17 protein-coding genes and 1 pseudogene are annotated in these 22,752 nt (G+C 72.4%); 5 read left to right on the top strand and 13 right to left on the bottom strand.

Features of this window, described 5'->3' with window-relative positions:
• Positions 1-53: 53 nt before the first annotated feature.
• The 13 genes from ACRAKF_RS30865 to ACRAKF_RS30805 all read right to left on the bottom strand — a co-directional run bounded on the left by ACRAKF_RS30865 (position 54) and on the right by ACRAKF_RS30805 (position 15,853).
• The gene (locus tag ACRAKF_RS30865) at positions 54-2,822 is read right to left on the bottom strand and encodes a helix-turn-helix transcriptional regulator (RefSeq protein ID WP_447040893.1); all 2,769 of its coding nucleotides are present in this window, start codon (positions 2,820-2,822) and stop codon (positions 54-56) included.
• A complete protein-coding gene (locus tag ACRAKF_RS30860; RefSeq protein WP_447040891.1) occupies positions 2,819-3,706 on the bottom strand; it encodes a carbohydrate ABC transporter permease in 888 nt (295 codons plus the stop codon). The genes ACRAKF_RS30865 and ACRAKF_RS30860 overlap by 4 nt, the downstream gene beginning before the upstream one ends.
• Positions 3,703-4,668 (bottom strand): carbohydrate ABC transporter permease, encoded by a 966-nt coding sequence (locus ACRAKF_RS30855; protein WP_447040889.1) that lies wholly within the window; start codon positions 4,666-4,668, stop codon positions 3,703-3,705. The genes ACRAKF_RS30860 and ACRAKF_RS30855 overlap by 4 nt, the downstream gene beginning before the upstream one ends.
• Positions 4,668-5,999 carry an ABC transporter substrate-binding protein gene (locus tag ACRAKF_RS30850; RefSeq protein ID WP_447040888.1) on the bottom strand — a complete coding sequence of 444 codons (1,332 nt, stop codon included), beginning with the start codon at positions 5,997-5,999 and terminating at the stop codon, positions 4,668-4,670. Before ACRAKF_RS30850 ends, ACRAKF_RS30855 begins: the two co-directional genes overlap by 1 nt.
• A gap of 75 nt (positions 6,000-6,074) precedes the next feature.
• On the bottom strand, positions 6,075-6,416 hold the full coding sequence (locus ACRAKF_RS30845; RefSeq protein ID WP_447040887.1) for a GNAT family N-acetyltransferase: 342 nt from the start codon (positions 6,414-6,416) through the stop codon (positions 6,075-6,077).
• Positions 6,417-6,462: 46 nt separating this feature from the next.
• A complete protein-coding gene (locus ACRAKF_RS30840) occupies positions 6,463-7,188 on the bottom strand; it encodes a GPR1/FUN34/YaaH family transporter (RefSeq protein WP_447040886.1) in 726 nt (241 codons plus the stop codon).
• A gap of 16 nt (positions 7,189-7,204) precedes the next feature.
• Positions 7,205-9,121 carry an amidohydrolase gene (locus ACRAKF_RS30835; RefSeq protein ID WP_447040885.1) on the bottom strand — a complete coding sequence of 639 codons (1,917 nt, stop codon included), beginning with the start codon at positions 9,119-9,121 and terminating at the stop codon, positions 7,205-7,207.
• Entirely contained in the window at positions 9,118-10,071 is a 954-nt protein-coding gene (locus tag ACRAKF_RS30830; RefSeq protein WP_447040884.1) for an alpha/beta hydrolase, read from the bottom strand. The genes ACRAKF_RS30835 and ACRAKF_RS30830 overlap by 4 nt, the downstream gene beginning before the upstream one ends.
• Positions 10,072-10,152: 81 nt before the next feature.
• Positions 10,153-10,731 (bottom strand): Dps family protein, encoded by a 579-nt coding sequence (locus ACRAKF_RS30825; RefSeq protein WP_447040882.1) that lies wholly within the window; start codon positions 10,729-10,731, stop codon positions 10,153-10,155.
• Between the two features lie 110 nt (positions 10,732-10,841).
• Complete coding sequence (locus ACRAKF_RS30820; RefSeq protein ID WP_447040880.1) at positions 10,842-11,348, bottom strand: DoxX family protein; 507 nt, start codon at positions 11,346-11,348, stop codon at positions 10,842-10,844.
• Between the two features lie 5 nt (positions 11,349-11,353).
• Complete coding sequence (locus ACRAKF_RS30815) at positions 11,354-12,016, bottom strand: hydrolase (protein WP_447040879.1); 663 nt, start codon at positions 12,014-12,016, stop codon at positions 11,354-11,356.
• A 169-nt stretch (positions 12,017-12,185) separates the two neighbouring features.
• Positions 12,186-13,169: an alpha/beta hydrolase gene (locus ACRAKF_RS30810; RefSeq protein WP_447040877.1), complete on the bottom strand. Its 984-nt coding sequence runs from the start codon at positions 13,167-13,169 to the stop codon at positions 12,186-12,188.
• Between the two features lie 50 nt (positions 13,170-13,219).
• Entirely contained in the window at positions 13,220-15,853 is a 2,634-nt protein-coding gene (locus ACRAKF_RS30805; RefSeq protein ID WP_447040875.1) for a LuxR C-terminal-related transcriptional regulator, read from the bottom strand.
• A gap of 171 nt (positions 15,854-16,024) precedes the next feature.
• On the opposite strand from ACRAKF_RS30805, the gene ACRAKF_RS30800 reads away from it, so the two are divergent.
• From ACRAKF_RS30800 to ACRAKF_RS30780, 5 genes and pseudogenes are all read left to right on the top strand, one after another.
• On the top strand, positions 16,025-18,823 hold the full coding sequence (locus ACRAKF_RS30800; RefSeq protein WP_447040873.1) for an AAA family ATPase: 2,799 nt from the start codon (positions 16,025-16,027) through the stop codon (positions 18,821-18,823).
• Positions 18,824-19,085: 262 nt separating this feature from the next.
• The gene (locus ACRAKF_RS30795; RefSeq protein WP_447040872.1) at positions 19,086-19,811 is read left to right on the top strand and encodes an alpha/beta fold hydrolase; all 726 of its coding nucleotides are present in this window, start codon (positions 19,086-19,088) and stop codon (positions 19,809-19,811) included.
• A 71-nt stretch (positions 19,812-19,882) separates the two neighbouring features.
• Positions 19,883-20,773 carry an alpha/beta fold hydrolase gene (locus ACRAKF_RS30790; RefSeq protein ID WP_447040870.1) on the top strand — a complete coding sequence of 297 codons (891 nt, stop codon included), beginning with the start codon at positions 19,883-19,885 and terminating at the stop codon, positions 20,771-20,773.
• Between the two features lie 66 nt (positions 20,774-20,839).
• Positions 20,840-21,814 (top strand): SMP-30/gluconolactonase/LRE family protein, encoded by a 975-nt coding sequence (locus ACRAKF_RS30785; RefSeq protein ID WP_447040869.1) that lies wholly within the window; start codon positions 20,840-20,842, stop codon positions 21,812-21,814.
• A gap of 158 nt (positions 21,815-21,972) precedes the next feature.
• Positions 21,973-22,746: pseudogene (locus tag ACRAKF_RS30780) on the top strand (helix-turn-helix domain-containing protein); the annotation flags it as partial.
• Positions 22,747-22,752: the final 6 nt, after the last annotated feature.

Raw genomic sequence — 22,752 nt, 5'->3', positions numbered from 1 at the left:
ACCTCCTGTTGCCGTACCGCGCACCACACCTTGCACGGGAACGCCGAGGTCACTCAGGCGCCGGTGTCTGTTCCGGCGTCGTCCTCCGCGAGCACGAGCCGGGCCAGGTGGACCCGCGAGCGCACCGAGAGCTTGCGGAAGATCGACGCCAGATGGGTGTTGACCGTGTGCGGCGAGACGACGAGGACCTCCGCGGCCGACCGGTTGGTGTGGCCCGCGGCGATCAGCCGGGCCACCTTGCGTTCCGAGGCCGTGAGCGCGTCCCAGCCCTGGCCGAGGCGCGGCCGGGGGCCTCCGGTGCGTCGGCCGGAGCGGCTCGTGGCCCGTTCCAGGTCGGCCCGCACCCGCTCTGTCTCGGCGTCGGCCCCCGCCTGGGCGTAGAGGTCGTGCGCCCTGGTCAGGGCGGGTGCCGCGGCGGGGTCGCCGGCCGCGAGAAGCGCGCGCCCGAGGTCGGCGGAAGCGGCGGCGAGGGGCAGCGGCCTCCGGCCGGTGAGCAGCACGCGGACCGACCGCTCCAGGAGCCCGTGGTCGGCGTTCACCAGGCCGGCCACGTGGGCGGCCGTCCCCTGTGCGGTCGGCACGGAAGGGTTGCGGGCGGCGTGCTCCGCCGCCTGGGCCGCGAGGCCCTCGGCCAGGTCCCGGTCCCCGCCGCGCAGGGCGATCCGCACGGCCTGGACGACATGGGGGCGCAGGAGCCGCCAGCGGAAGAAGGGATGGTCGCGCTGTACGGACCGGACCAGTTCGGCCGCCGCCGCGTGGTCGCCCCCGGCTTCGGCGACGACGGCCTCGAAGTACTGGTGCGTGGCGTGGTTGCCCGTGTTCGGCCGCTCGGCCACGGCCGCCCGCACGACGTCCAGGTGTTCCAGCGCGGCTTCGCGGTCGCCGCGCAGCATCGCGAGGATGCCGCGGTTGACGCGGATGTTGACCAGGTTGCCGGGCACGTGGAGGTCCGCTTCGAGCCGCTCGGCGGTGACGAAGTCGGCGTCCGCGTCGTCGAGCCGGCCCAGCCCCATGTTCAGGGTTCCCTGCGCCCAGATCAGCATGGCGGGGCGCAGGGGCGCGTCGCCCGCCGTACGGATCAGTCGCCGTACGGTGTCGAAGTCGTCCAGGTGGATGCGGGCGACGGCCTCCTCGGGCAGGAATGCCGTGTCGAACACGCTCAGCGCCGTGTGGTGTTCGACGGCGGCGGCGCAGTCGCCCGCGTTGAGGGCGATCTCGCCGAGACCCCACAGCGCGAGGACACGGGCCTCCCTGTCGCCGGACCGCTCCGCCTCGGCGAGCGCCCGTTCGCCGGTCTCGCGGGCGGCCCCGAGGTCGCGTCCGCGGGACCGGGCGAGGGCCTGGCGGGCGGTGAGCCGGGCGCGGATCACCGGGTCGGTGACGGCTGCCAGTGCCGCCGTCGAGCGGCGGGTCAGCTCGTGGACGTCGTCGAGGTGCCACAGCGTGTCGCCGAGCACGGACTGCAGGCGGGCGAAGACGTCCAGGGGCGGCTGCCGGGCGAGCAGCATGTCCCCGGTGTCCCGTGCCTGGATGTACCGGCCCGCGCGGGTCAGCGCGACGACGGCCCGTTCCCCCACGTCGAAGACCATGGGCGCATGGGGCGGTACGAGTTCCAGGGCGCGTACGGCCAGGTCGGCCGCGAGGTCGGGCATCACGGCGATCACGTCCGCGGCAGCCGTGCCGAGCAGCGCGATCGCCTCCTGGTCGCCGGGTTCGGCGCTTTTCAGCAGATGCGGGACCGCGTCGGTGGAGCTCCGGCCCGCCGCGACGAGCCGGCTCGCGGCCTCGCGGTGCAGCGCCCGGCGTACGGAGGGGACGAGGTCGGCGTACACCGCCTGACGGAGCAGGTCGTGGCGGAACAGAAGACGTTCGCCGTCGTCGTGGAGGAGGGCGGCCGTGACCGCCTCGCCCACTTCGGCGCTGAGGCCGGACGCGGGCCGGCCGCACAGGGCGGCGGCGTCCGCGAGCGAGAACGCGCGGCCGAGGACCGAGCCGATCCGCAGGAAGTGGAGGGTGTCCGGCCGGAGATCGGCCAGCCGGTCGCGTACACCGAGGACCAGCCGCTCCGGCGGCTCCTGCGTGTCCGCGCCCGACGCCGCGATGCCCGTGAGCATCTCGGCCGCGAGGAAGGGGTTGCCTCCCGCCCCGTCGAGGAGTTCCGCGATCCGCGTCGGCACGTTCCCGCCGAGGACGTCCCGTGCCAGCTCGGCCAGGGCCGTGCCGGACAGCGGCCGGAGGGGGAGGGTCGTCGTCCGTGTCCCCCGCCCGTACAGTTCCGGGTCGTTCCTGCCCGTGAGCAGCCAGAGGACCGGGGAGCTGAGCAGCCGTGCCGGCATGACGCTCAGGGCGAACCGGCTCAGCGGGTCGGCCCATTGGACGTCGTCGACCGCGATCAGTACGGGCGCGTCCGCCGAGCGCTCCTCGATGAGCTGGGCCAGTCGTTCGACGAGCCAGACGCGCTGGTCGTGGTGGCCCGCGAGGTCCGCGAAATCCGTGCTGGACAGCAGCGGCGGGTCACCGTGCAGGAGGCCGGAGGCCAGCGAGGCGAGCGGTGCCAGCTCGTGCAGTTCCTCGGCGCGTCCGTGGCTGACGTGGAACCCGTGCGCCCGCGCGATCGAGACGGTCTCCCGCAGCAGTACGGTCTTCCCGATCCCGGGCTCGCCCAGGAGCAGCGCGATCGCTCCTCCCTCGCCGTCGCGCACCGCGTCGACCAGGGCGCGCAGCCGCTCCAGCTCGGCTTCGCGGCCCCGCAGCCCGGGCCGGCTCAGCGCCGCGCTCCCGGGCACCGCCCTGCCTTCCCCCTCGTGCCGGCCGGGGCTCATCCCTTGACCGACCCGGCGAGCAGTCCCCGTGCGAAGTGCCGCCGGAGGGCGAAGAAGACGAGCAGCGGGACGAACGCCGCCACGAAGGCTCCCGCGGTGAGCCGCTGCCACTCGTTGCCGTACGTCCCGGCCAGGCTCGCCAGTCTGACCGTCATCGGCGCGGTCTCGGCCGTCCCGCCCGACAGCGTCAGAGCCACGAGGAGGTCGTTCCACACCCAGATGAACTGGATGATCGCGAAGGAGGCCAGGGCCGGGCGGGCCAGGGGCAGCACGATCCGGAGCAGCAGCGTCCCGTGCGACGCGCCGTCGACGCGCGCGGCCTCGATCAGGTCCCGGGGCAGCCCCGCGAGGAAGTTGTGCAGGAGGAACACCGCGAACGGCAGCGCGAACACCGTGTGGGCGAACCAGGCCTGGCCGAAACGCGCGGGGCCGGTGGGGTCCCAGGCGGGCAGGAACAGCCAGCCCTGGGAGAACAGCTTCAGGAGGGGGACGAGCGCCATCTGGAGCGGCACGATCTGGAGCGCGAAGATGCCGACGACGAGCGCGTCCCGCCCCCTGAAGTCGATCCACGCCAGGGCGTACGCCGCCAGGAACGCCAGGACGAGCGGGAACAGCACGGAGGGGAGGGTGATGACGACGGAGTTGACGAAGTACTCCGCGAGCCGCCCCGACCCGTTTCCGCCGCCGGACAGCACCTCTCCGTAGTTGTCGAGCGTGAGGTGCGGCGTGCCGAACACGGTCCACCAGCCCGTCGTCTTGATCTCCTCCTCGGGGCGGAACGAGGAGAGCAGGAGGCCGAGGGTCGGTGTCGTCCAGAGGATCGCGATCACCACGGCGACCGACGTGAAGGCGCGGGAGGCCAGGCGCTCCCGGACGCCGTTCACCCCGCCCTCCGCTGCGCCCGGACCTGGTGGGCGACGAAGGGAGTGACGAGGACGAAGAGGAGCACGGCGAGCGCCGCGCCGCGGCCCGTCTCGCCGTAGCGGAAGGCCTGGTCGTACATCTCGTGGGCGATGACGCCCGTGTCGAACTGTCCGCCGGTCATGGTCTTGACGATGTCGAAGGCCTTGAAGGTTCCGATCGCCTGGGCGAGGACCACGACGAGCAGCGTGGGCCGGATCGAGGGCATGGTGATCCGCCAGAAGATCTGCCGGGGGGACGCGCCGTCGAGTCGGGCCGCCTCGGTCAGCTCTGCGGGAACGGCCCTGATCGCGCCGGCCAGCAGGACGGCCGCGAAGCCCGCCTGGGCCCACACCATCACCACGATGAGGAACAGGACGTTCCAGGGGGAGTCCACGAGCCATTGCCTCGGTTCGCCGCCGAACGCGACGACGACCTGGTTCAGCAGCCCGATCTGCGCGCCCTCCGCGGGGCGGTAGGCGTAGACGAACTTCCACACGACGCCCGCGCCGACGAGCGAGATCGCCATGGGCATCAGGACGAGGGACAGCGCGAGCGCTTCGCACCGCGACCGTACGACGGCCGCCGCGTAGAGCAGGCCGACGGAGGTCGCCAGCGACGGCACGAGCACCACCCAGGCCAGGGTGTTGCCCAGCGCGACCAACGCCCGGGGGTCGGTGAACATCCACACGTAGTTGTCGAAGCCGGCCCACGCGTCTCCCCCGTTCCCCGTGAACGACAGCGCCAGGGTGCGCAGAGCGGGCAGGAGGAGACCCACCGTGAGCAGCAGCAGCGCGGGGGTCAGCAGGAGGAGGACCGCGGCCCTTCTCCTGACCGGCCCCCGGTGCAGCGCCAGCACGATCAGGGAGACCACCGCCGCGAAGGCGGCGAGGCCCTGGAGCAGGTACAGCAGCTTGGGCTGCTGGGCGACGACGTCGAACGGCATCAGTGGCTCGGCCAGGACCGTTCGATGGACTCGGCGAACCGCCGGGTGCTCGCGCCGCCGATCCAGTCGACGGATCCCTTCCAGAACGTCCCGGCGCCGACCGAAGCGGGCATCAGGTCCGAACCGTCGAACCTGAACCGTGTCCCGGGGTCCTGGAGCAGCTGGATCGAGAGCCTGTCGACCGGGGTGGCGGCATTCGCCGGATCCACGCCCTTGTTCGCCGAGACGAACGGTCCCTTCTTCATCCGTGCGTTCGCGAAGTCCGCGGAGGCCAGGTACTCCTGGTAGGCCCGTACCTCGGGACGGTCGGCGAACGCCGCGGCGAACACTCCACCGCCCAGTACGGGGTGGTCGGCCGGCTCGGCCCCCGGCAGGAGGAAGGCGTAGACGTCCTTGTCCGGTCCGATCCCGGTGCCCTTCGGCCACATGTCGGCGTAGAACGAGGCCTGGCGGTGCATCGCACAGTCACCGGAGAGAATCGGTGTGCCGGCCTCCTGGAAGGGGATCGACGCCATCGAACGGGCCGGACCGAAACCGCCGTTGGCGTACCGGTCGTTCTTGAGGATGGACCCCACGGTGTCCATGGCCTTGATCACCCGCGGGTCGTTGAACGGGATCTTGTGGGCGACCCACTGGTCGTAGACGTGCGTCCCCTGCTGACGCAGCAGGACGTCCTCGATCCAGTCCGTCACGGGAAAGCCGGTCGCCTCGGCGGACTCGATGCCCGCGCACCACGGCTTGACGCCCGACGCCGCGATCTTCTCCGTCACGGCCATCAGCTCGGACCAGGTGCGGGGAACGCTCAGTCCCCTGTCGCGGAAGAACTTCGGCGAGTACCAGACGAACGACTTCACGTTCGCGACCAGCGGCGTGCCGTAGAGGGTGCCTTTCACGGTCGCGTAGCTGTTCCAGTCCGCCGACCAGCCCTCCTTCGCGAGGGCCGCGACCCCGGCGCTCACGGGCTTGAGCTTCCCCGCTCGCGCAAAGCGTTCCAGGAGGCCGGGCTGAGGGAAGAACGCCACGTCCGGCGCCGCCCCGCCGTCCACCCGGAGCTGGATCTGGGCCTCGAACTCCCCGTCGCCCTCGTACTGGACGTCGATCCCCGTGCAGTCCGCGAAGTCCGCCCAGGTCTCTTCGAACAGGTCCGCCTCCCGGTCCCGGTTCTCCGCGTAGACGGTGACCTGGGTGCCGGGGTGCTTGCCGTACTTGGCATACGGCCCGCAGTCCGCGGCGGCATGCGACCGCTGACCACTGTCCTGCGGAACACCACAGGCGGTGGCAAGGGAGGCCAGGGCGATGACGGCGAGCGCGAGCCTCGCGCCGAACCTCATGGGCGTATCTCCTCCGATCGCCCGCCGAAGAGGTCTGGGGGCGATCAGAAGTTACCAGCGCTCGAATAAAAACGACTAATCGTTCGATCTCGACTGGTCTTTCCCCAGACTGAAGCGGGCGCGCCTCGCCTCGGGAACCAGGTCGGTGTACTCGGGGTGCTTGACGATCCAGCCCCGGATGAACGGGCAGTACGGCAGGACGCGCAGCCCACGGGTCCGGGCGTCGTCGAGCGCTCCCCTGGCGAGGACGCCGCCCAGGCCGCGGCCGGCGAACCGGCTGTCGATCTCGGTGTGGAGGAAGGCCATCTCGCCCTCCGAGAGGTGGTACTCGGCGAATCCCGCGGTCTCGGCGCCGTCGTCGCCGGCGAGGATCTCGTACCGGGACCTCTCGGGCCGGTCCGTCACCTGCGGTTCCATGGGTGCTCCTGTGCGGTCGTGTGGTGGCGGGGTGGGTGGGGCCGGGTCAGAGCGTGCGGCGCACGCCGGCCTGGCGTTCCAGGTTGCGCAGCTGGACGGCCAGATCTCCTTCCACGGCGAAGTGGGCGGGGCCGCTGCGGCCGATGGGCAGGACCTGCTCGCTGCGCATGTCCTCAAGCATCAGGGCGAACGCCGTGTACATCGCGACGAGCGCCACCACGAAGCCGAGCGCACCGGCCGTGAGCGTCAGCCATTCGGCACCGGTGATGCCCGCGAGGCCGGTGGCCGCCCAGCGGGGCAGGGAGACCACGATGACGAACCACAGCGCGCGCTTGGGCCGCGTCACGGCGGTCATCAGGGCCCCGAAACCGAGGAGTGCCAGGTTGAACACGCCGAGGACCTTCAGGCCGTCGGCCACGCCGCTGAACATGACGAGTGCGTACGCCAGCCAGCTACCGGCGAACACCGCCATCAGCGTCGCCGCGATCACGTCACGGGCGCCGAAGGCCAGGATGCTCACCAGGAGCTGGAGGGCGAAGGCCGGGAGCACCGTGAAGGCGACGGCGGGGCGGGCCGCCTCGTCGAACAGCCCCAGTTGGAGGCAGCCCGTCATCACGGAAGCGATGGCGATGGCGAAGAAGCCCAGCGGCATGGGGGAAGCGATGGGGCGCAGGTTGATCCGGGTCATCGACCGGAGGTCCGGCTCGAAACTGCGTCCGGGGGGCATGGCCGCCGGGGAGTCGCCGCCGTCGGCGGGTGAAGCTGCGGACATCGGGTGGATCTCTCTTTCAGTGCTCGAAGCAGGGGTCGACGAAGGACGGCGTCGTATCGGGAACGGAGCCGCGGGCGACACGCCAACGGCGGTGCTGCTCGGACTCGGCGACGGCCTCGGCCACCAGGGACGCCTGACGCGCGCCGCTCTGGTAGCCGCCGAAGTGGGCCACGGGGCTCCAGACCGGGCTCACCGGCGGGATGGCCTCGTCGAGACCCGCGTACTCGGCACAGGCGTGCACGATCCGGCCGCCGACGACCGTGAGAACGGCTTCGATGTCGGGGATGACGGCCTCGGGCACGGTGAGGTAGTCGTCGGACAGGATCGCGAGGTCGCCGTAGAAGCCCTCGCGGAGGATTCCCTTGACGTCCTGCTCGCCGGTGAGCTCCGCCCCGCCGCGGGTGTAGAGGCCGAGGGCGGTCTCCCGGTCGATCGAGGTCCCGGCCGGGCTGAGGGCCGTGCCGCCGACGGTGCGCCCGGTCACCAGCCAGTGGAGCGCCACCCACGGGTTGTACGAGGAGACGCGGGTGGCGTCCGTGCCGGCGGCGACGGTCAGGCCCCGGTCGAGCATGGCCCGGACCGGCGGGGTGTGGGCGGCGGCCTCGGCGCCGTAGCGGTCACGGAAGGCGGTGCCCTGGAAGGACATGCGGTTCTGGACGGAGAGGGCACCGCCGAGGGCGGCGATCCGGTCCAGGCTGCCGGCCGAGACGGTCTCCGCGTGGTCGAAGAGCCAGCGGTTGCCGCCGGGGAAGAACCCCTCCGCGGCGAGTTTCTCGAAGACGGCCAGGTCGCGGCGGATCGTCTCGTCGTAGGTCGCGTGGAGCCTGAAGCCCCAGCCGTTCTCCATCAGGAGCCGTACGGCGCTCTCGAACTCGGCCTCGTATCCCGCGGCGAGTTCGGGCCGGGGCTCGGAGAAGTTCTCGAAGTCGGCGGCGGCCCACGTCAGGTTCTCTCCCGCGCCGTTGAGCCGGAGCCACTCGTCGCCGTCGCCGGGCTTGACCATCTCCGTCCAGCGCTTCAGGTCGGCCAGCTCCTGGCCCGCCGTCTGCGGGAACAGGTGGTAGGCGATGCGCAGGGACAGCTCGCCCGACGCCGCCAGGTCCATGACGGTGGCGTAGTTGTCGGGGAAGTTCTGGAATCCGCCGGCGGCGTCGACCGCGGAGGTCAGTCCGAAGCGGTTCAGCTCACGCAGGAAGTGGCGTGTCGACGTCCGCTTGTCGGCCTCGTCGAGGACCGGCGCCTTGGCCAGGGTCGAGTACAGGATCAGGGCGCCCGGCGCCGCGAGCAGCACGCCGTTGGGTTCGCCGTCCCGGCCGCGGACGATCTGGCCGCCGCGGGGGTCCGGGGTGTCGCGGGTGAACCCGGCCGCCCGCACCGCGGCCCGGTTCATCAGGGCCGACTGGTAGAGGTGCAGGACGAAGACGGGGGTGTCGGGGGCGGCGGCGTTGAGTTCGGCGACGGTCGGCATCCTGCGCTCGGCGAACTGCTCGGCGGTCCAGCCGCCCACCACTCGGATCCACTGCCCCTTCGGGGTGCGGCCGGCCTGCTCACGCAGCATCGCGAGGGCGTGGCGGAGGCTTCGCACGCCGTCCCAGCGCAGTTCCAGGACGTAGTTCAGGCCGCCCCTGATCACGTGCAGGTGCGAGTCGTTGAGGCCGGGGATCACCCGGCGGCCGAGAGCGTCGACGACCTTCGTTGCCGGGCCGACGAGGTGGGCGAGGGCGTGGTCGTCGCCGAGGGCCGCGACCCGGCCGTCGCGGATCGCGACGGCGCGGGCCTCGGGTCGGGCGGCGTCACCGGTGAAGACCTTGGCGTTGCGGACGAGGAGGTCGGCGTGCTCGTGTTCCCGGCGCGGGCCGGGGACGAGGCCCGCCACCGGCATGCTTGCCGACGGCCCGTGCACGGGGGTTCCGTGCGGCGACGGCCCGGTCATGCGAGGGCCTTGCGGAGGGCGTCGGTGGCGACGCCGATGGCCAGTTCCGCGGCCTGCGTCCGGCGCAGGTCGTTCAGCATGACGAAGTCGTGGATGGTCCCCTGGACGCGCAGTGCGACGACGGGGACGCCGGCGGCGCGGAGCTTCGCCGCGTACGCCTCGCCCTCGTCGCGCAGGACGTCGGCCTCGGCGGTGATGACCAGGGCCGGCGGCAGTCCGGTGAGCTGTTCGGTGGTGGCGCGCAGCGGGGAAGCGGTGATCTGGGCGCGCTCGGCCTCGTCGGTCGTGTACTGGTCCCAGAACCACCGCATGCCGTCGCGGCGCAGGAAGTAGCCCTCCGCGAACTGGTGGTAGGAACCGGTGTCGAAGCCGGCGTCGGTCACCGGGTAGAACAGCACCTGCTGCACGAGCGGGACGTCGCCGCGCTGCTTGGCCATCAGGGTCAGGGCCGCGCTCATGTTGCCGCCCACGGAGTCACCGGCGACGGCGATCCGGGTGCCGTCCAGGTCCTTGTGGTGCCCCTCGCGGGTGACCCACTGGGCGACGCTGTAGTTCTGCTCGATCGCGACGGGGTAGCGGGCCTCGGGAGAGAGGTCGTACTCGGGGAAGACCACGGCGGCGTTCGCGCCGACGGCGAGCTCGCGCACGAGGCGGTCGTGGGTGTGGGCGTTGCCGAACACCCAGCCCGCGCCGTGGATGTAGAGGACCACGGGAAGCGGGCCGGTCGCGCCGCGCGGGCGGACGATCCGGGCACGGACGTCGCCGGTCGGGCCACCGTGGACGGTGATCCACTCCTCGTCGACGGCGGGCAGCGGGACACCTTCGCCGCTCTGGACACCGTCGACGGCCTTGCGGCCGTCCGCCACGGGGATCTGGTAGAGGAACGGCGGCTGGGCGGTGGCGTCGGCGAAGGCCTGCGCGGCGGGTTCGAGTGTCGGTCGGTTCTTCATGAAGGGCTCTCCTTGCGGGGATGTAGGGGATGGGGGACGGCCGCGGCGTGCGACGAGTTCGGTGATCGCGGACCCGAGTCGTCAGCCGCGTACCAGAGGGGTGTCCACGAGGTGCTCGGCCAGGAACCACACCTGTGCCTCGCCGGTGCGGATGACGTCGGAAACGAGGAGGTCGGTGCTGCCCTCGTCGCCTTCCGCCGAGATCCGGGCGGCGGCGTCCCGCGCCTCGATCAGGATCCGCTCGTGCGCGTCGAGGAGCCGCGACAGCATGACGGGCACCGGCTCGACGCCATCCGGCGGCCGGGGTATGGCGGTCAGCTCCGCGACGTGGCGCGGGTCTCCGACGGCGACGCCGCCGAGGCTCTGGACCCGCTCGGCCAGCGCGTCCACGATGGCCAGTTGGGCCTCCGCGTGCTTGTCCAGCATCAGGTGGAGCGAGTAGAAGGTCGCCCCGCGCATGAGCCAGTGGTGCTTCTTGTAGAGGGCGTAGAGGATCTGCGTGTCGGCGAGTACGCGGTTCAGCCGCTGGCAGGCGTACATGCGGGTGTCATGGCCGAGCCCGATCGGCAGCTGCTTGAGCGTGCCGAACGCCTGGGTCTCGGCGCCCTTCTGGTGCAGCAGCGGCTGGCCGCCGCCGGGCTGGGCCGTGAGGGTGTCCATCGAGTGCTCCTGCTCGGGAAAAGGGTGGGAAAAGGGGTGGGAAAGAGGCCGGGAAGGGGCCGGCCGCCCGGTCGGGGGGAGGGGGCGGCCGGACCCGGTCTGCGGCGCGCTCAGCGCCCGCTGATCGCCGGGGCCGCGGACCGGTGCAGGACGAGCCGCGTGAGCAGCCCGCTGCCGAGGCCGGCCACGAGTGCGAGGGCGGCCCACCACAGCGGGTAGGGCGTGAGGCCGAGGACCGCGTCGAGGGACCAGGCGCCGGGGCCGGTGGCGGCGAGAGCCGCGGCGGTGGCGACGAGGACGAGCGGATACTCGTACCCGTCGTTCTGCACCCATAGCCCGTGGCGCCATTTCACGGTGAGAGCGACCGTCATGACCCCGATGACGCCGGTCGCCGCCAGCGGGGTCAGGACGCCGGCGGCGAGCAGCAGACCCGATCCGATCTGCCCCCCGCCCGCCGCCAGGGCGGTCAGCACTCCGCCGCGGAACCCGTCCGCGCGGAACTCCTCCGCGCCGCCCTCGAGCCCCCTGCCGCCCAGGTGTGAACTGATCTTCTGCACCCCGTGGCCGGCGACGAGCAGGCCCACCAGCAGACGCAGGATCAGGATGCCGGTGTCCAAGGAGGTCAGCCCGCCGCGTGCGCGCCGATGACGCTCTGCGCGTACACGACACCCAGGCCGTACGCGCCCGCATGCGCCTTGACGATCTCCATGACCGCGGGGTACGTCTCCTGGCGCGCCCAGTCGCGCTGCAACTCAAGGAGTACCTGTACCCAGGTCACCGGCACCGCGCCGGCGGCCAGCATCCGCTGAAGCGCGTGCTCGTGGGCGGCCGGGCTGACGCCGCCGGACGCGTCGGAGACCACGTACACCTCGTAACCCTGCTCCAGGGCGGAGAGGGCCGGCAGCACGAGGCAGACCTCGGTCCACAGGCCGGAGAGGATGATCTTCTTGCGCCCGGTCGCCTTGACCGCCGCCACGAGCGCCTCGTCCTCCCAGGCGTTCATGCTCGTACGGTCGATGACCTCCTGGCCGGGAAACACCTCGGCGAGCTGCGGCAGCAGGGGACCGGAGAACGACTCGGCGGCGACCGTGGTCAGAACGGCCGGCACGTCGAAGGCCCGCGCCGCCTTGGCAAGACCCACGGTGCTGTTGATGATCGCGGCGCGATCGCCGCTCCCGGTGCCGAAGAACATCTGCGGCTGGTGGTCCACGAACAGCATGACCGAGTTGTCCGGCGTGAGCAGATCCTTGCTCGGGGCGGCCTGCACCTTGTTGATGTCGAACATGAGGGGTCCTCTCGAAGCAATCGGTAACGTGCCCGCCGCCTCCGCGGCTCGGCACTCCTTCACGCTAGGAGCGACCCGACCGATCCTGTTGATCCTCTGCGCCCAGGAGTTGGCATGACAGCGCACAACCGACGGCGACAAGGTCCGCAGCCGATGTCCCCCGCCGCCCTCACCTCAGGTGAGCGCGCAGGAATCTCCCGCCGAGCCGTACCGCCGCGAGCGTGGGCGGGCTGTGGCGCAGGGCGGTCATGGACACGAAGTCGTGGACCGTGCCCTGGAATCGTGCCGCGGTCGCGGTGACACCGGCCTGGCGCAGCCGGTCCGCGTACTCCTCCGCTTCGTCGCGGGCGACATCAGCCTCCGCGGTCACGACCAGCGCCGTTGGCAGCCCCGCCAGTTCGGCCGTACTCGCGCGCAGCGGCGCCGCGGTCGGCTCGTCCCGCTGCCGGGGATCGACGGCGTACTCCCGCCAGTAGGACCGCACGGCATCCCGGGTGAGCTGATGTCCCGTGGCGAACATCCGTTGTGACGGGCTGTCGCAACGGGCGTCGGTCAGTGGGTAGTACAGCAGTTGGGCGCGGATCTGCGGACCCCCGCGCGCCCGCGCCAGTAACGTGAGCGCCGTGGCGAGGGTGGCCCCGGCGCAGTCGCCGGCGACCGCGAGCCGTTCGGTGTCGAGTCCGAGCGAATCGGCCTGTTCGACCGTCCAGGTCAGCAGGGCGTAGCACTCTTCGAGGGCGACCGGATAGCGGCTCTCGGGCGTGCGGCTGTACTCGGGAACGACGGCCGCGGCACCGGCTTCGCGCACCAGCTCGCTGACGAGCCGCGCGTGCGTCTGAGCGTCGCCCAGCATCCAGCGGCCCCCATGGACGTAGAGCAGGGTGGGGGGCCGGCTGACCCCGGCCGGCCGAAAGACCCAGAAGCCCACCAGACCGGTGGGCCCCACGGGCGCCGCGTGGAAGGTGGCATCCACGTCGAAGTCGTCGATCCGATCGCCCTGGGCCTCTTGCAGCGCCTGGCGCGCGGTCTCCGGCCGGAGCTCATGGAGGAAGGGCGGTGTCGCCGAGGCGTCGACGAGCCGTTGCACCAGGGGATCGAGGACCACGGGCCGCGGCTGCTCGGCGGGCCCCTCCCGGTCAGGCTCCGGCCGCATTCGTTCCGCCTCTCGCTCGGGCCCCTGGGTGGGTGGTGGTCGTCCGCACGTCAGGTGTCGTGCAGGAGGTCCCGAAGTTGATGGCGGCTGCTGATGCCGAGCTTGGGATACACGTTGTAGAGGTGCGAGCCCACGGTACGCGGCGAAAGAAACAGCCGGTCCCCGATCTCGCGGTTCGACAGGCCGCCCGCGGCGAGCCGCACTATCTGACGCTGCTGGGCCGTCAGCTCGGCAAGCCCCTCGGCCGAGGCCGTGGTGGACGCGGAGGCGTCGGTGACCCCCGTCGCGCGCAGTTCGCCGCGGGCCGCGTCCGCGAGCGCCCGGGCGTCGAGCCTGGCCGCCACCTCAAGGACGGCGGTCAACTGCGCGCGGGCCTCCAGGGGCCTGCGGCGTCTGCGCAGCCAGATCGCGTAGTGCAGGCGGGCCCGCGCCCGTTCCATCGGCCAGGTGTCGCCCTCCGGGTTGACCAGGGCCAGCCGAAAGTGGTGCTCGGGGTCCGCTGCCCCGTCGACGAGCGCCGCCGCGTGGTGCATCAGGAGCGTCATGCGGGTCGTCGGCCGCTCACCCAGATCCGCCCGCACCGCGCCCAGCACACGCGCCGCCTCCTCGCTCCGGCCGACGCGCTGTGCGGCGGTGGCCAGCTCACCGATGGAGCGCGGAGACAGGTAGGGGACCACGGGCGTTCCGTCCTCGCCGAACAGGGACCTGAAATGGCGGAACGCGCGCTCCGCGTCCCCCACGGCCAGCGCGTGGAGCCCACTGGCCCGCAGCATCCTGGCCCGGGTGGCGCCGTTCTCGCCGAGGCTGACGGTGCGCCAGTGCGGGCTGGTGAACGGGATGTCCGGCAGGCTGTCGCCCCGCAGCGCGCGCAGGGTCACCTCCAGCGCCTCCAGGTCCATGTCGACTCGGGGCAGCCGGTGGACGACCGCATCGGAGCGCCCTTCGTCGATCAGGGCCTGGGCCTGCGGCCATCGGCCCATGGCGATGAGGGTGTCCACGTGGTGCGGAAGCGTCCACACCCGCGATCCCCACGTCCCGTGGGGATCGCGCACCGTGCTCACCCGCCGGTACATCTCCGCGCACTGCTCCGACTCGTCGGTGTAGTACGCCACCGAGGCGCGGATCAGCAGCCGGGTCAGTGGGGCCGGCCCGTCGAGCGCGGCACGGTCGTCTTCCGCCGCGGGTGTCGCCCGGGCCGGCCGGCGTGCGTGGTCGAGCAGGCGCGGCAGCTCCGCACGATGCTCCGGCAGACCGGACTGCTGGGTGATCGCCGCCGCGAGCGCGGTGAACGCGAGGGAGGTGGCCGCGGTACGCGGGGGAGAGTCGCGCCACAGGTCCAGCAGGAGCCCGAAGGCTTCCCGCTGGAACGAGAGCAGCGACAGCGCGGCGGCCATGGCGCAGACCGCCTTGCAGCGCAGGTCCGGGTCGCGGCCGACGGAGAACTCCGCGTACAGGCCGGGGCCGACCCGGGAGAACTCCGCGTACAGGTCGCGGACCCACTCCGGGTCCCCGAGGGTGCTCACCGCGGCCATGGCGGCGGCGAGTCGGCGGGCCCGGTCCACGTCGTTGCCGCTGAGCCGTGCCGCCTGCTCCAGCGCCTTCGCCGAGGCGAAGTGGTCGCCCGTGCTCGCGGCGTGCACGGCGGTCGCCCGCTCCAGGGCCGAGGCGACCTCCTCGTCGGGGCCGATCGCGGCGGCGGCCAGATGCCATGCCCGGTGCGCCGGGCTCTGGCCCTCCGCCGCCGCGAGGTCCCGGTGGGCCCGCTGCCGCAGCTTCGCGGGCTGCTGGTGGAGAGCCGCCGCACGCGCCAGCGGGTGACCGAACGTGAGGCGGCCGTCGGTGATTGTGATCAGGCCGGCCTCCTCCGCCGGGGTCCACACGGTGAGGTCGTCGGTGCCCAGGGCGGCCATCACGATGCGGAGCTCCTCCTCCCGCAGCGCGGCCGAGGCGTAGAGCAACGCGCGCCGCGTGTCCTCGGGGAGACCGTCGAGCCGCGACGCGAACACCGGTGGGGCCGGGGCCGGCCCGGCACCGGCGCGTGCTGCCCGGTGCAGGTCGACGAGCGCCAGCGGATTGCCCTCCGCCTGCCGGAGCAGGTCGAGGCGGAGCCGCCCCCGGGGCGCGTCGGGCTGCGCGTCCAGCAGGCGGGCCGCCGCTCCGGGCGGCAACGGCCCGAGCCGCAGGACGGGGAGATCCGCCGGGACTCGGGGCGGGGGGCCTTCACCGCGTACGGTGAACAGCATGGTCACCGCCTGGTCCGTGAGCTGCCGCCGTACGGAGAACAGGACGTCCAAGGACGCGTCGTCCCAGTCCTGAGCGTCGTCCACCGCCACAAGCAGCGGGCTCGTCCGGGCGATGCGGGTCAGGAGTGCCAGCGTGGCGGCACACAGCGCACCTCGCTCCTGCGGCCCGGCTCCCCCGAGGGCCGGCAGAAGCAACCGGTGCAGTGCGGCGAAGGGCGCCGGTTCCTCCGCGCCCCAGCCCCGCGCCGAAAGGACGCGGGACCCGCGCGCCGCGGCCGTCTCCTCGGCGAACCGCAGCAACAGGGACCTGCCGGTGCCGGTCTCCCCGAGCACGAGCAGACCCTGCGGACCGGAACGCACGTCGAGGCACCGCAGGATCCGGCCGGTCTCCTCCTCCCTGCCGATCGGCACCGCCACGCGTCTCGCTTCGAACACCGTCATCGCACTCCGAGCTTCCCGTGCGGAGCGGCTGGGTCCCGCCCCTTCGTGGATGCTGGCAGGAAGGCGGGCAGGCCGCTTCTGTCATGTGACCAGTCATGCCGGCAGGAGAGCCTGGCAAAATGGCGTCAACGCCTTGAGCAGGTTTTTTCAGGGGGCGGGACTGAGGAGAGCATGGACGTCGGCGCCGTAGAGGCTCGCACGCGGGGCATCCGGGGCAGGGCCCGCGAGCTGGAGTGGATCAGCGGACTCGTCGACGCCGCGGACGGCTCCGGCTCGAAGGTGCTCGTGCTGACCGGTCAGCCGGGCGCCGGCAAGAGCACCCTGCTCGACCACGCCGCCGACGTGGCCGCGGCACGAGGCAGGCGAGTGCTCCGCGTACGTGGCTGCGAGGGCGAGCAGGGCCTCGACTTCGCGGGAGTGCACCAGTTGCTGCGCCCCGTCCTCCGCGACATCGACCGGCTGCCGAGGCGTCAGCGCGACGCCCTGCGGCACGCGTTCGGCATGGCCGACGGTGACGGTGACAGTGACGGTGACGGACAGCAGATCCCGGAGCCGTTCGTGATGAGATCCGGCGTGCTCACCCTCCTTTCGGAGGCGGCGACGGAACGGCCCCTGCTCATCGTCGTCGACGACGCCCAATGGCTGGACCTCTGCTCCCTGGACGTGCTGGCGTTCGTCGCCAGGCGTCTGGAAGGCGAACGGATCGCCCTGCTGCTCGCGGCACGGGACGAGTCCGTGCCGGCGCGCTTCGACCGTGACTTCCCCCATCTGGCGACCCGCCCCCTCGACGGGGCGGAGGCCGGGCTTCTCCTGGACGACCAGCCGCATCCACCGCGGGGCAAGGCCCGGGCAGAGATCATCGAACAGGCCGCCGGGAACCCGCTGGCCCTCATCGAACTCGCTCGGGCGTTCGCCAAGGGGCCGGGTCTCCAGAGGCCCGGTGCGATCGACGCCCTCCCCCTCACCACCCGGATCGAACGTCTCTTCGCGGCCGACCTGCCCGCCCTTCCGCCGGAGACCCGGCACGCTCTGCTCCTGGCGGCAGCCGCCGGCACCGACCGGCTCTCCGATGTCCTGCACGCCGTCCCGGGCCTGGAGGACCCCGAGGTCTGGCGGCCCGCCGAGGAGGCGGGGCTCGTACGGGTGGAGAACGGCGACGTCCTGCTGCGCCATCCGCTGATCCGCTTCGCGATCCACCAGGCCGCCTCCTTCGCCGACCGCCGTGAAGTCCATCTGACACTCGCCGCCGCGCTCGCCCACGAACCCGACCGTCGGGCCTGGCACCTCGCCGCTGCCGCGTTCGGCCCGGACGAGGAGGTCGCCGACGCCCTGGCGCGGAGCGCCGAGCGCTCCCGGCGGCGCGGCGGCTACGCGGCCGCCGCCACCGCGCTGGAACGAGCGGCCGAACTCACCCCGGACCCGGAGCGTCGTGCCGGGCGCCTGCTCGGTGCCGCGGTCTCCGCCATGTACGCCGGGTATCCCCAGTGGGTCGGGGAGATCGCTGCCCGTGTGGGCCCCCTGACACACGATCCCAAGCTGCTCGCCGAGGCCTCACTGTGCGGCGGCTGGTCGTTGTCCGTCACGCTCCGGCATGCGGACGCGCTCGGATTCCTGCTGCCGGTGGCCGAATCCATGGCCACCGCGGCTCCCGCCCTGGCCCTGGACGCGCTGGGCACGGCGGCGACCCCGGCCTACAACTCCGGCGATCCCGTCCACCGCGCCGAACTCCAGCGCATCGGGGACCTGATCTCCCCGCAGCCGGAGCGGAGCGACAGGCTGTGGGCGGAGGCGGTCGCCCGTCCCTTCACCGGGCGGGAGCAGGCGGTGAAACGCCTGCACGGCGTGGTCGACGGTCTGCGGGACGGCGGGGGCTCGGAGCCCGCCCCGCTCGGCGACCTCGTGATGCTCGGCGCCACCGCCTGGATCCTGGACGAGACCGACCTGTCCGTACGTGTTCTCGGCCAGGCCATGGACCACTTCCGCCCGGTCTCCACGGCCGGCACCAACTGCACGGTCATCCAGGCCCTCGCCCTCGCCCTGTTCGACAGCGGAGCGTGGACGGCGGCCGGGTCCGCGGCCGAGGAGGCCTACGGCCTGGCGGCGGAAGCGGGCGCGGAGAACGTCGCCGTGGGGGCACCGATCCTCCAGGCCACCTTGCGCGCCGTCCGCGGTGACCATGCCGGCGCCCGGGAGCGCGCCGCCGCGGCCGTCCGCGGCGCCGATCTGAGCAAGTCCCGCAGCCTGTACGTCCGCCATTGCCAGGCACTCGGCATGGCGGCGCTCGCGGAAGGCGACCACGGGGCGGCGTACGAGCACCTCCGCCGCGTGTTCACACAGGATTCCCCGCCCCTCCCCGTGCACCACCATGCCTCGCCCTACTACCTCGCCGACCTCGCCGCTGCCGCCGTACGCGCCGACCGGGCGGACGACGCCCGCGCCGTGCTCCTGGCCGTCGAGGACCACCTGGGCTCACCCCGCTCCAGCCGCCTGGACGCGATCGTGCACCGGGCCTCGGCCCTGCTGGGCCGGCCCGACGACGCGGAACCGCACTTCCTTGCGGCGCTCGCCGATCCCGCGGGCGCGCACTGGCCCTTCGAACGCGCCCTCACACAACTGGACTTCGCCGAGTGGCTGCGCCGTCGCCGACGGGTCGCGGAGGCACGTCCCCTGCTCACCGGCGCCCTGGAGGTCTTCGAGCGGCTCGATGCCCGCCCGTGGATCGAACGCGCCACCGCCGAACTCCGCGCGGCCGGCGTGGCCGTGTCGGCCTCCGCCGCCCCGGAGGCCGTGGCCGGCCTGACTCCGCAGGAGCTACAGATCGCCCGACTGGCCGCGGAGGGACTGACGAACCGGGACATCGGCGCCCGGCTCTATCTGTCCCCCCGCACCATCGGCTTCCACCTGCACAAGATCTTCCCGAAGCTCGGCATCACGGGACGCGCCCAATTGCGGGACGTCCTCGGCCCCTGACCGGTCAAACTCCTCGACTTCCCCGCGGAGTGGAACGGCTGACCGGGGCGCCGCCTTTGAACAGCGACAGCGGAACGTGGACACGTACAGGCCACAGCCGGGGCGCGGACAGACAAATACCCCGCCCGGCCGTCCCTAGGGTTGCTCACGTGTCGGCGCGACCGGCCGCGGCATCTCACGGCGCAGGGGCCCACCACGGCAGCCCCGCCCGGCCGTCAGCCGCGCGACACACCCGACCACCCCACCGATGAGGGAGTTTCCCATGCCCAGTTCCGACAAGCCGACCGTCGTCCTCGTGCACGGCGCTTTCGCCGACGCCTCCAGCTACGCCGAGGTCATCCCCCGGCTGATCGCCCGCGGCCTGGACGTGGTCGCCCCTGCGGTGCCCAACCGCAGCCTGATCGGGGACGCCGCCTACGTCGCCTCCGTCGTCCGGCAGATACCCGGTCCGGTCGTCCTGGTGGGCCACTCCTACGGCGGCGCGGTCATCACCGTCGCCGGCACCGAGGACAACGTCGAGGCACTGGTCTACCTGGCCGGTTACGCGTTGGAGAAGGGTGAGAGCCTGGGCGAACTACAGGGCCGCTTCCCGGACAGCGACCTTGCCGCCGCACTCGTCTACACCCCCTTCCCGATCGAGGGCTCGGCCACGCCCGGCACCGACGTGTCGGTCCGTACCGACAAGTTCCCGGCCATCTTCGCCGCCGACGTCGACCCGGAGCTCGCCGCCGTCCTCGCCGTGTCCCAGCGCCCGCTGGCCGCGCAGGCCTTTGCCGACGCGGCCCCGGACGCGGCCTGGAAGACGAAGCCGTCCTGGGGCCTGGTCGCTTCGTCCGACCACACCATCAACCCCGATGTGGAGCGCTACGGCTACCAGCGGGCCGGCATGACCACCGTCGAGGTCGACTCCTCCCACCTGGTGATGCTCGCCCACCCCGAGCGCGTCGTCGACCTGATCGAGGAAGCCGTACGGGCCGTCTCCGGCTGACCCCCACGGCCGCCTCCACTCCTCCGCCCTTCCACTCCTCCGCCCTTCCAGCCCTCCGCAGGGAGCGAACGTTGAACCCACCGATCTCACGCCGCACCGTCACCGTGTCCCTCCTGGCCGGCGCAGCCGCCCTGGGGACCGCCGGTACCGCACAGGCCGCGCAAGCCGCGCAGTCGGCGACGGCCGCCCGGCCGGCCGAACGGCACGGGCGCCCCGCCGCACCCACCATCGTCCTGATCCACGGCGCGTTCGCCGACGCCTCCAGCTGGAGCGCGGTCGTCGAACGCCTCCAGCGGGAGGGTCACCGCGTACTGGCACCGGCCCTCCCGCTGCGCGGCCTCGCAAGCGACTCCGCGTACATCCGCAGCGTTCTGGACAGCGTCACCGGACCGGTCGTGCTGGTGGGGCACTCCTACGGCGGAGCGGTCATCAGCCAGGCCGCGGCCGGCGCCCCGCAGGTCAAGGCGCTGGTCTACATAGCCGCCTTCGTTCCGGACGTCGGCGAGAGCGCGCTCCAGCTCACCGACAAGTTCCCCGGCAGCACCCTGGGACAGGCCACCGCCACCCAGTACTACCCGTTGCCCGACGGCGGACAGGGAGAGGAGCTGGTCATCAAGAAGGACCTGTTCCGCAAGCAGTTCGCGGCCGGTGTCCCCCGCACGACCGCCCAGGTCATGGCCGCGGGTCAGCGTCCGATCACCCTGGCGGCTCTCCAGGAGCCGGCCACCGCGGCCGCGTGGAAGTCGATCCCCAGCTGGTGCCTCGTGGCCACCCAGGACCGCAACATCCCGCCGGCCGCCGTGCGTTGGATGGCCAAGCGTGCCCGTGCCCACACGGTCACCGTCCGCGCCCCGCACGCAGCCGCCGTGAGCGATCCCGGTCCTGTCACCGGCCTGATCCTGCGAGCGGTCCGCTCCGTTCGCTCCGGCCACTCCGGCCGCTCCGGCCACTCCGGCCACTGACGTACGCCTCGGAACCCATCCCCTACCGGGGCCCCTGCAAGCAGAGAGAAAGAGAAGAGATCCCGCATGCCCAGATTCCTCACAGGGACCCGCGCCGGCCTCCTGGCCTCGGCCGTCGCGGCGGCCCTCGCCGTGACCGCCGCCGGTCCCACGACGGCGGCCACGGCCGCCCCGAAGCCGGACGTGCGCTTCGTCGCCCACCTGGACATCGCCGACGGACAGCGCCCGGAGAACATCACTCTGGAGCCCGGCGGCAGCGCCGTCGTCACCTTCGCCTACAGCCGTCAAGTGGCCCGCATCGACCGTGACGGCCGGGTGCACGTCCTCGCCACCCTGCCCAAGCCTCCGGCCGGCGCCGAGACCCCCGCCCTCTCCTCGCCCTTCCTCGGCGGAATCGTCCGTGCCCACGACGGGACCCTGTACTTCCTGTACGCCACCGGCAGCGGCGACCTGACCGGCCTGTGGCGCCTGCGCCCCGGCGGCGCCCCGCACCGCATCGCCGCGCTCCCCGCCGACGGCCTGCCCAACGGCCTCGCCCTCGACCAGCACGAACGCCGGCTGTACGTGGCCGACTCGGTCCTCGGCACCATCTGGCGGGTGCCTGTCACCGGGGGCACGCCCACCCGGTGGGCCACCGACCCCGAACTGGCCGCCGAGGGATTCCTCGGAGCCAACGGCATCAAAATCCACAACGGGGCGGTCTGGGCGTCCAACCTGGACAAGGGCACCGTGCTGCGCGTCCCGGTCACCCGGTACGGCACCGCCGGGCGGGTCGAGACCCGGGCCACCGGCCTGACCAACATCGACGACTTCGCGTTCACCGGCCGCGGCAACACCCTCCTTGCCGCGATCAACGCGGACAACAAGGTGGCCCTGGTCAGGCCGAGCGGCAGCCACACCGTCATGCTGACCGGCGCCGACGGTCTGGAGAACCCGACCTCGCTCGCCGTACGCGGCAACACGGCCTACATCGCCAGCGGCGCCTACTTCACCAACAACGACCCCAACCTCCTGGCCGCCCGGATCCACTCCGTCCGATGAGCCGGGGCCGGAGCCGCCGCTACCGCCATCGACCTGGCGGTGGCGGCGACCGGCATCCGCACCACCGCGACCAGGCAGACCAAGCAGACCAAGCAGACCAGGCAGACCAGTCGGCCGACTGATGCGTCTGCCCCCGTGCGAGAGCCACGCTGGTAGGCATGTCAGCGATATTGACCGCCACGGACGGTCTCGGTTCCCTGCGCACCTTCGTCCTGCGTTCCGACGAGGAGCGGGCCCCCGTCCTGCCCTGGCTCTCGGCCGCCCGCGATGAGAACGCCCTGTACGTCGCCCTGCATGTCCACGGTTCGGTCGCGGTCCGGCACGACGGAGACGAGGTCTTCCTCAAGCCGGGCGACCTGGTCTTCTGCGACGCGGGGCTGCGTGACTCCCCGCGCTTCGGCGACCAGTTCCGGATGACGGTCTTCCGTGTGCCGCGGCGCCGCCTTGAGGTCGCCGATTCCGACCTGCGCCGGGTCATGGGCGTGCCCCTGCGCTGCGAAGAGGGGATGGGGGCACTGGTGTCGGGTTTCCTGTCCGCGCTCGCCTCCGAGACGGCGTTCCACCGGACGCACATCGGCTACCGCATCGCCCGCAACGCCGTGGACCTCCTCTCCGCATTCGTCACCGAGGTCGTCGAGGGGGAGCAGGCCGACTCTTCAGGCGTCGGCGCGCAGACGCTTTCACGCATCCGGGCCTTCATCGAGCTGCATCTGGCTGATCCGGATCTGTCACCGGAGTCGATCGCGCTCGCTCACCACATCTCCGTCCGCTATCTGCACAAGCTCTTCCAGAGCGAGGGCACGACAGTGAGCCAGTTGATACGCCTGCGTCGGCTTGAGGCCTGCCGATACGAACTCAGCCGGGCACCGGATCGCAGGCTCGCGGTGGCCGTCGTGGCACACCGGTGGGGTTTCACCAGCGCGTCACACTTCAGCCGG

It is taken from the genome of Streptomyces sp. DSM 118878 (assembly GCF_052936595.1).
Note: the sequence above shows the minus strand (reverse complement) of the source record. Positions and strands in the feature narration are given on the sequence as shown.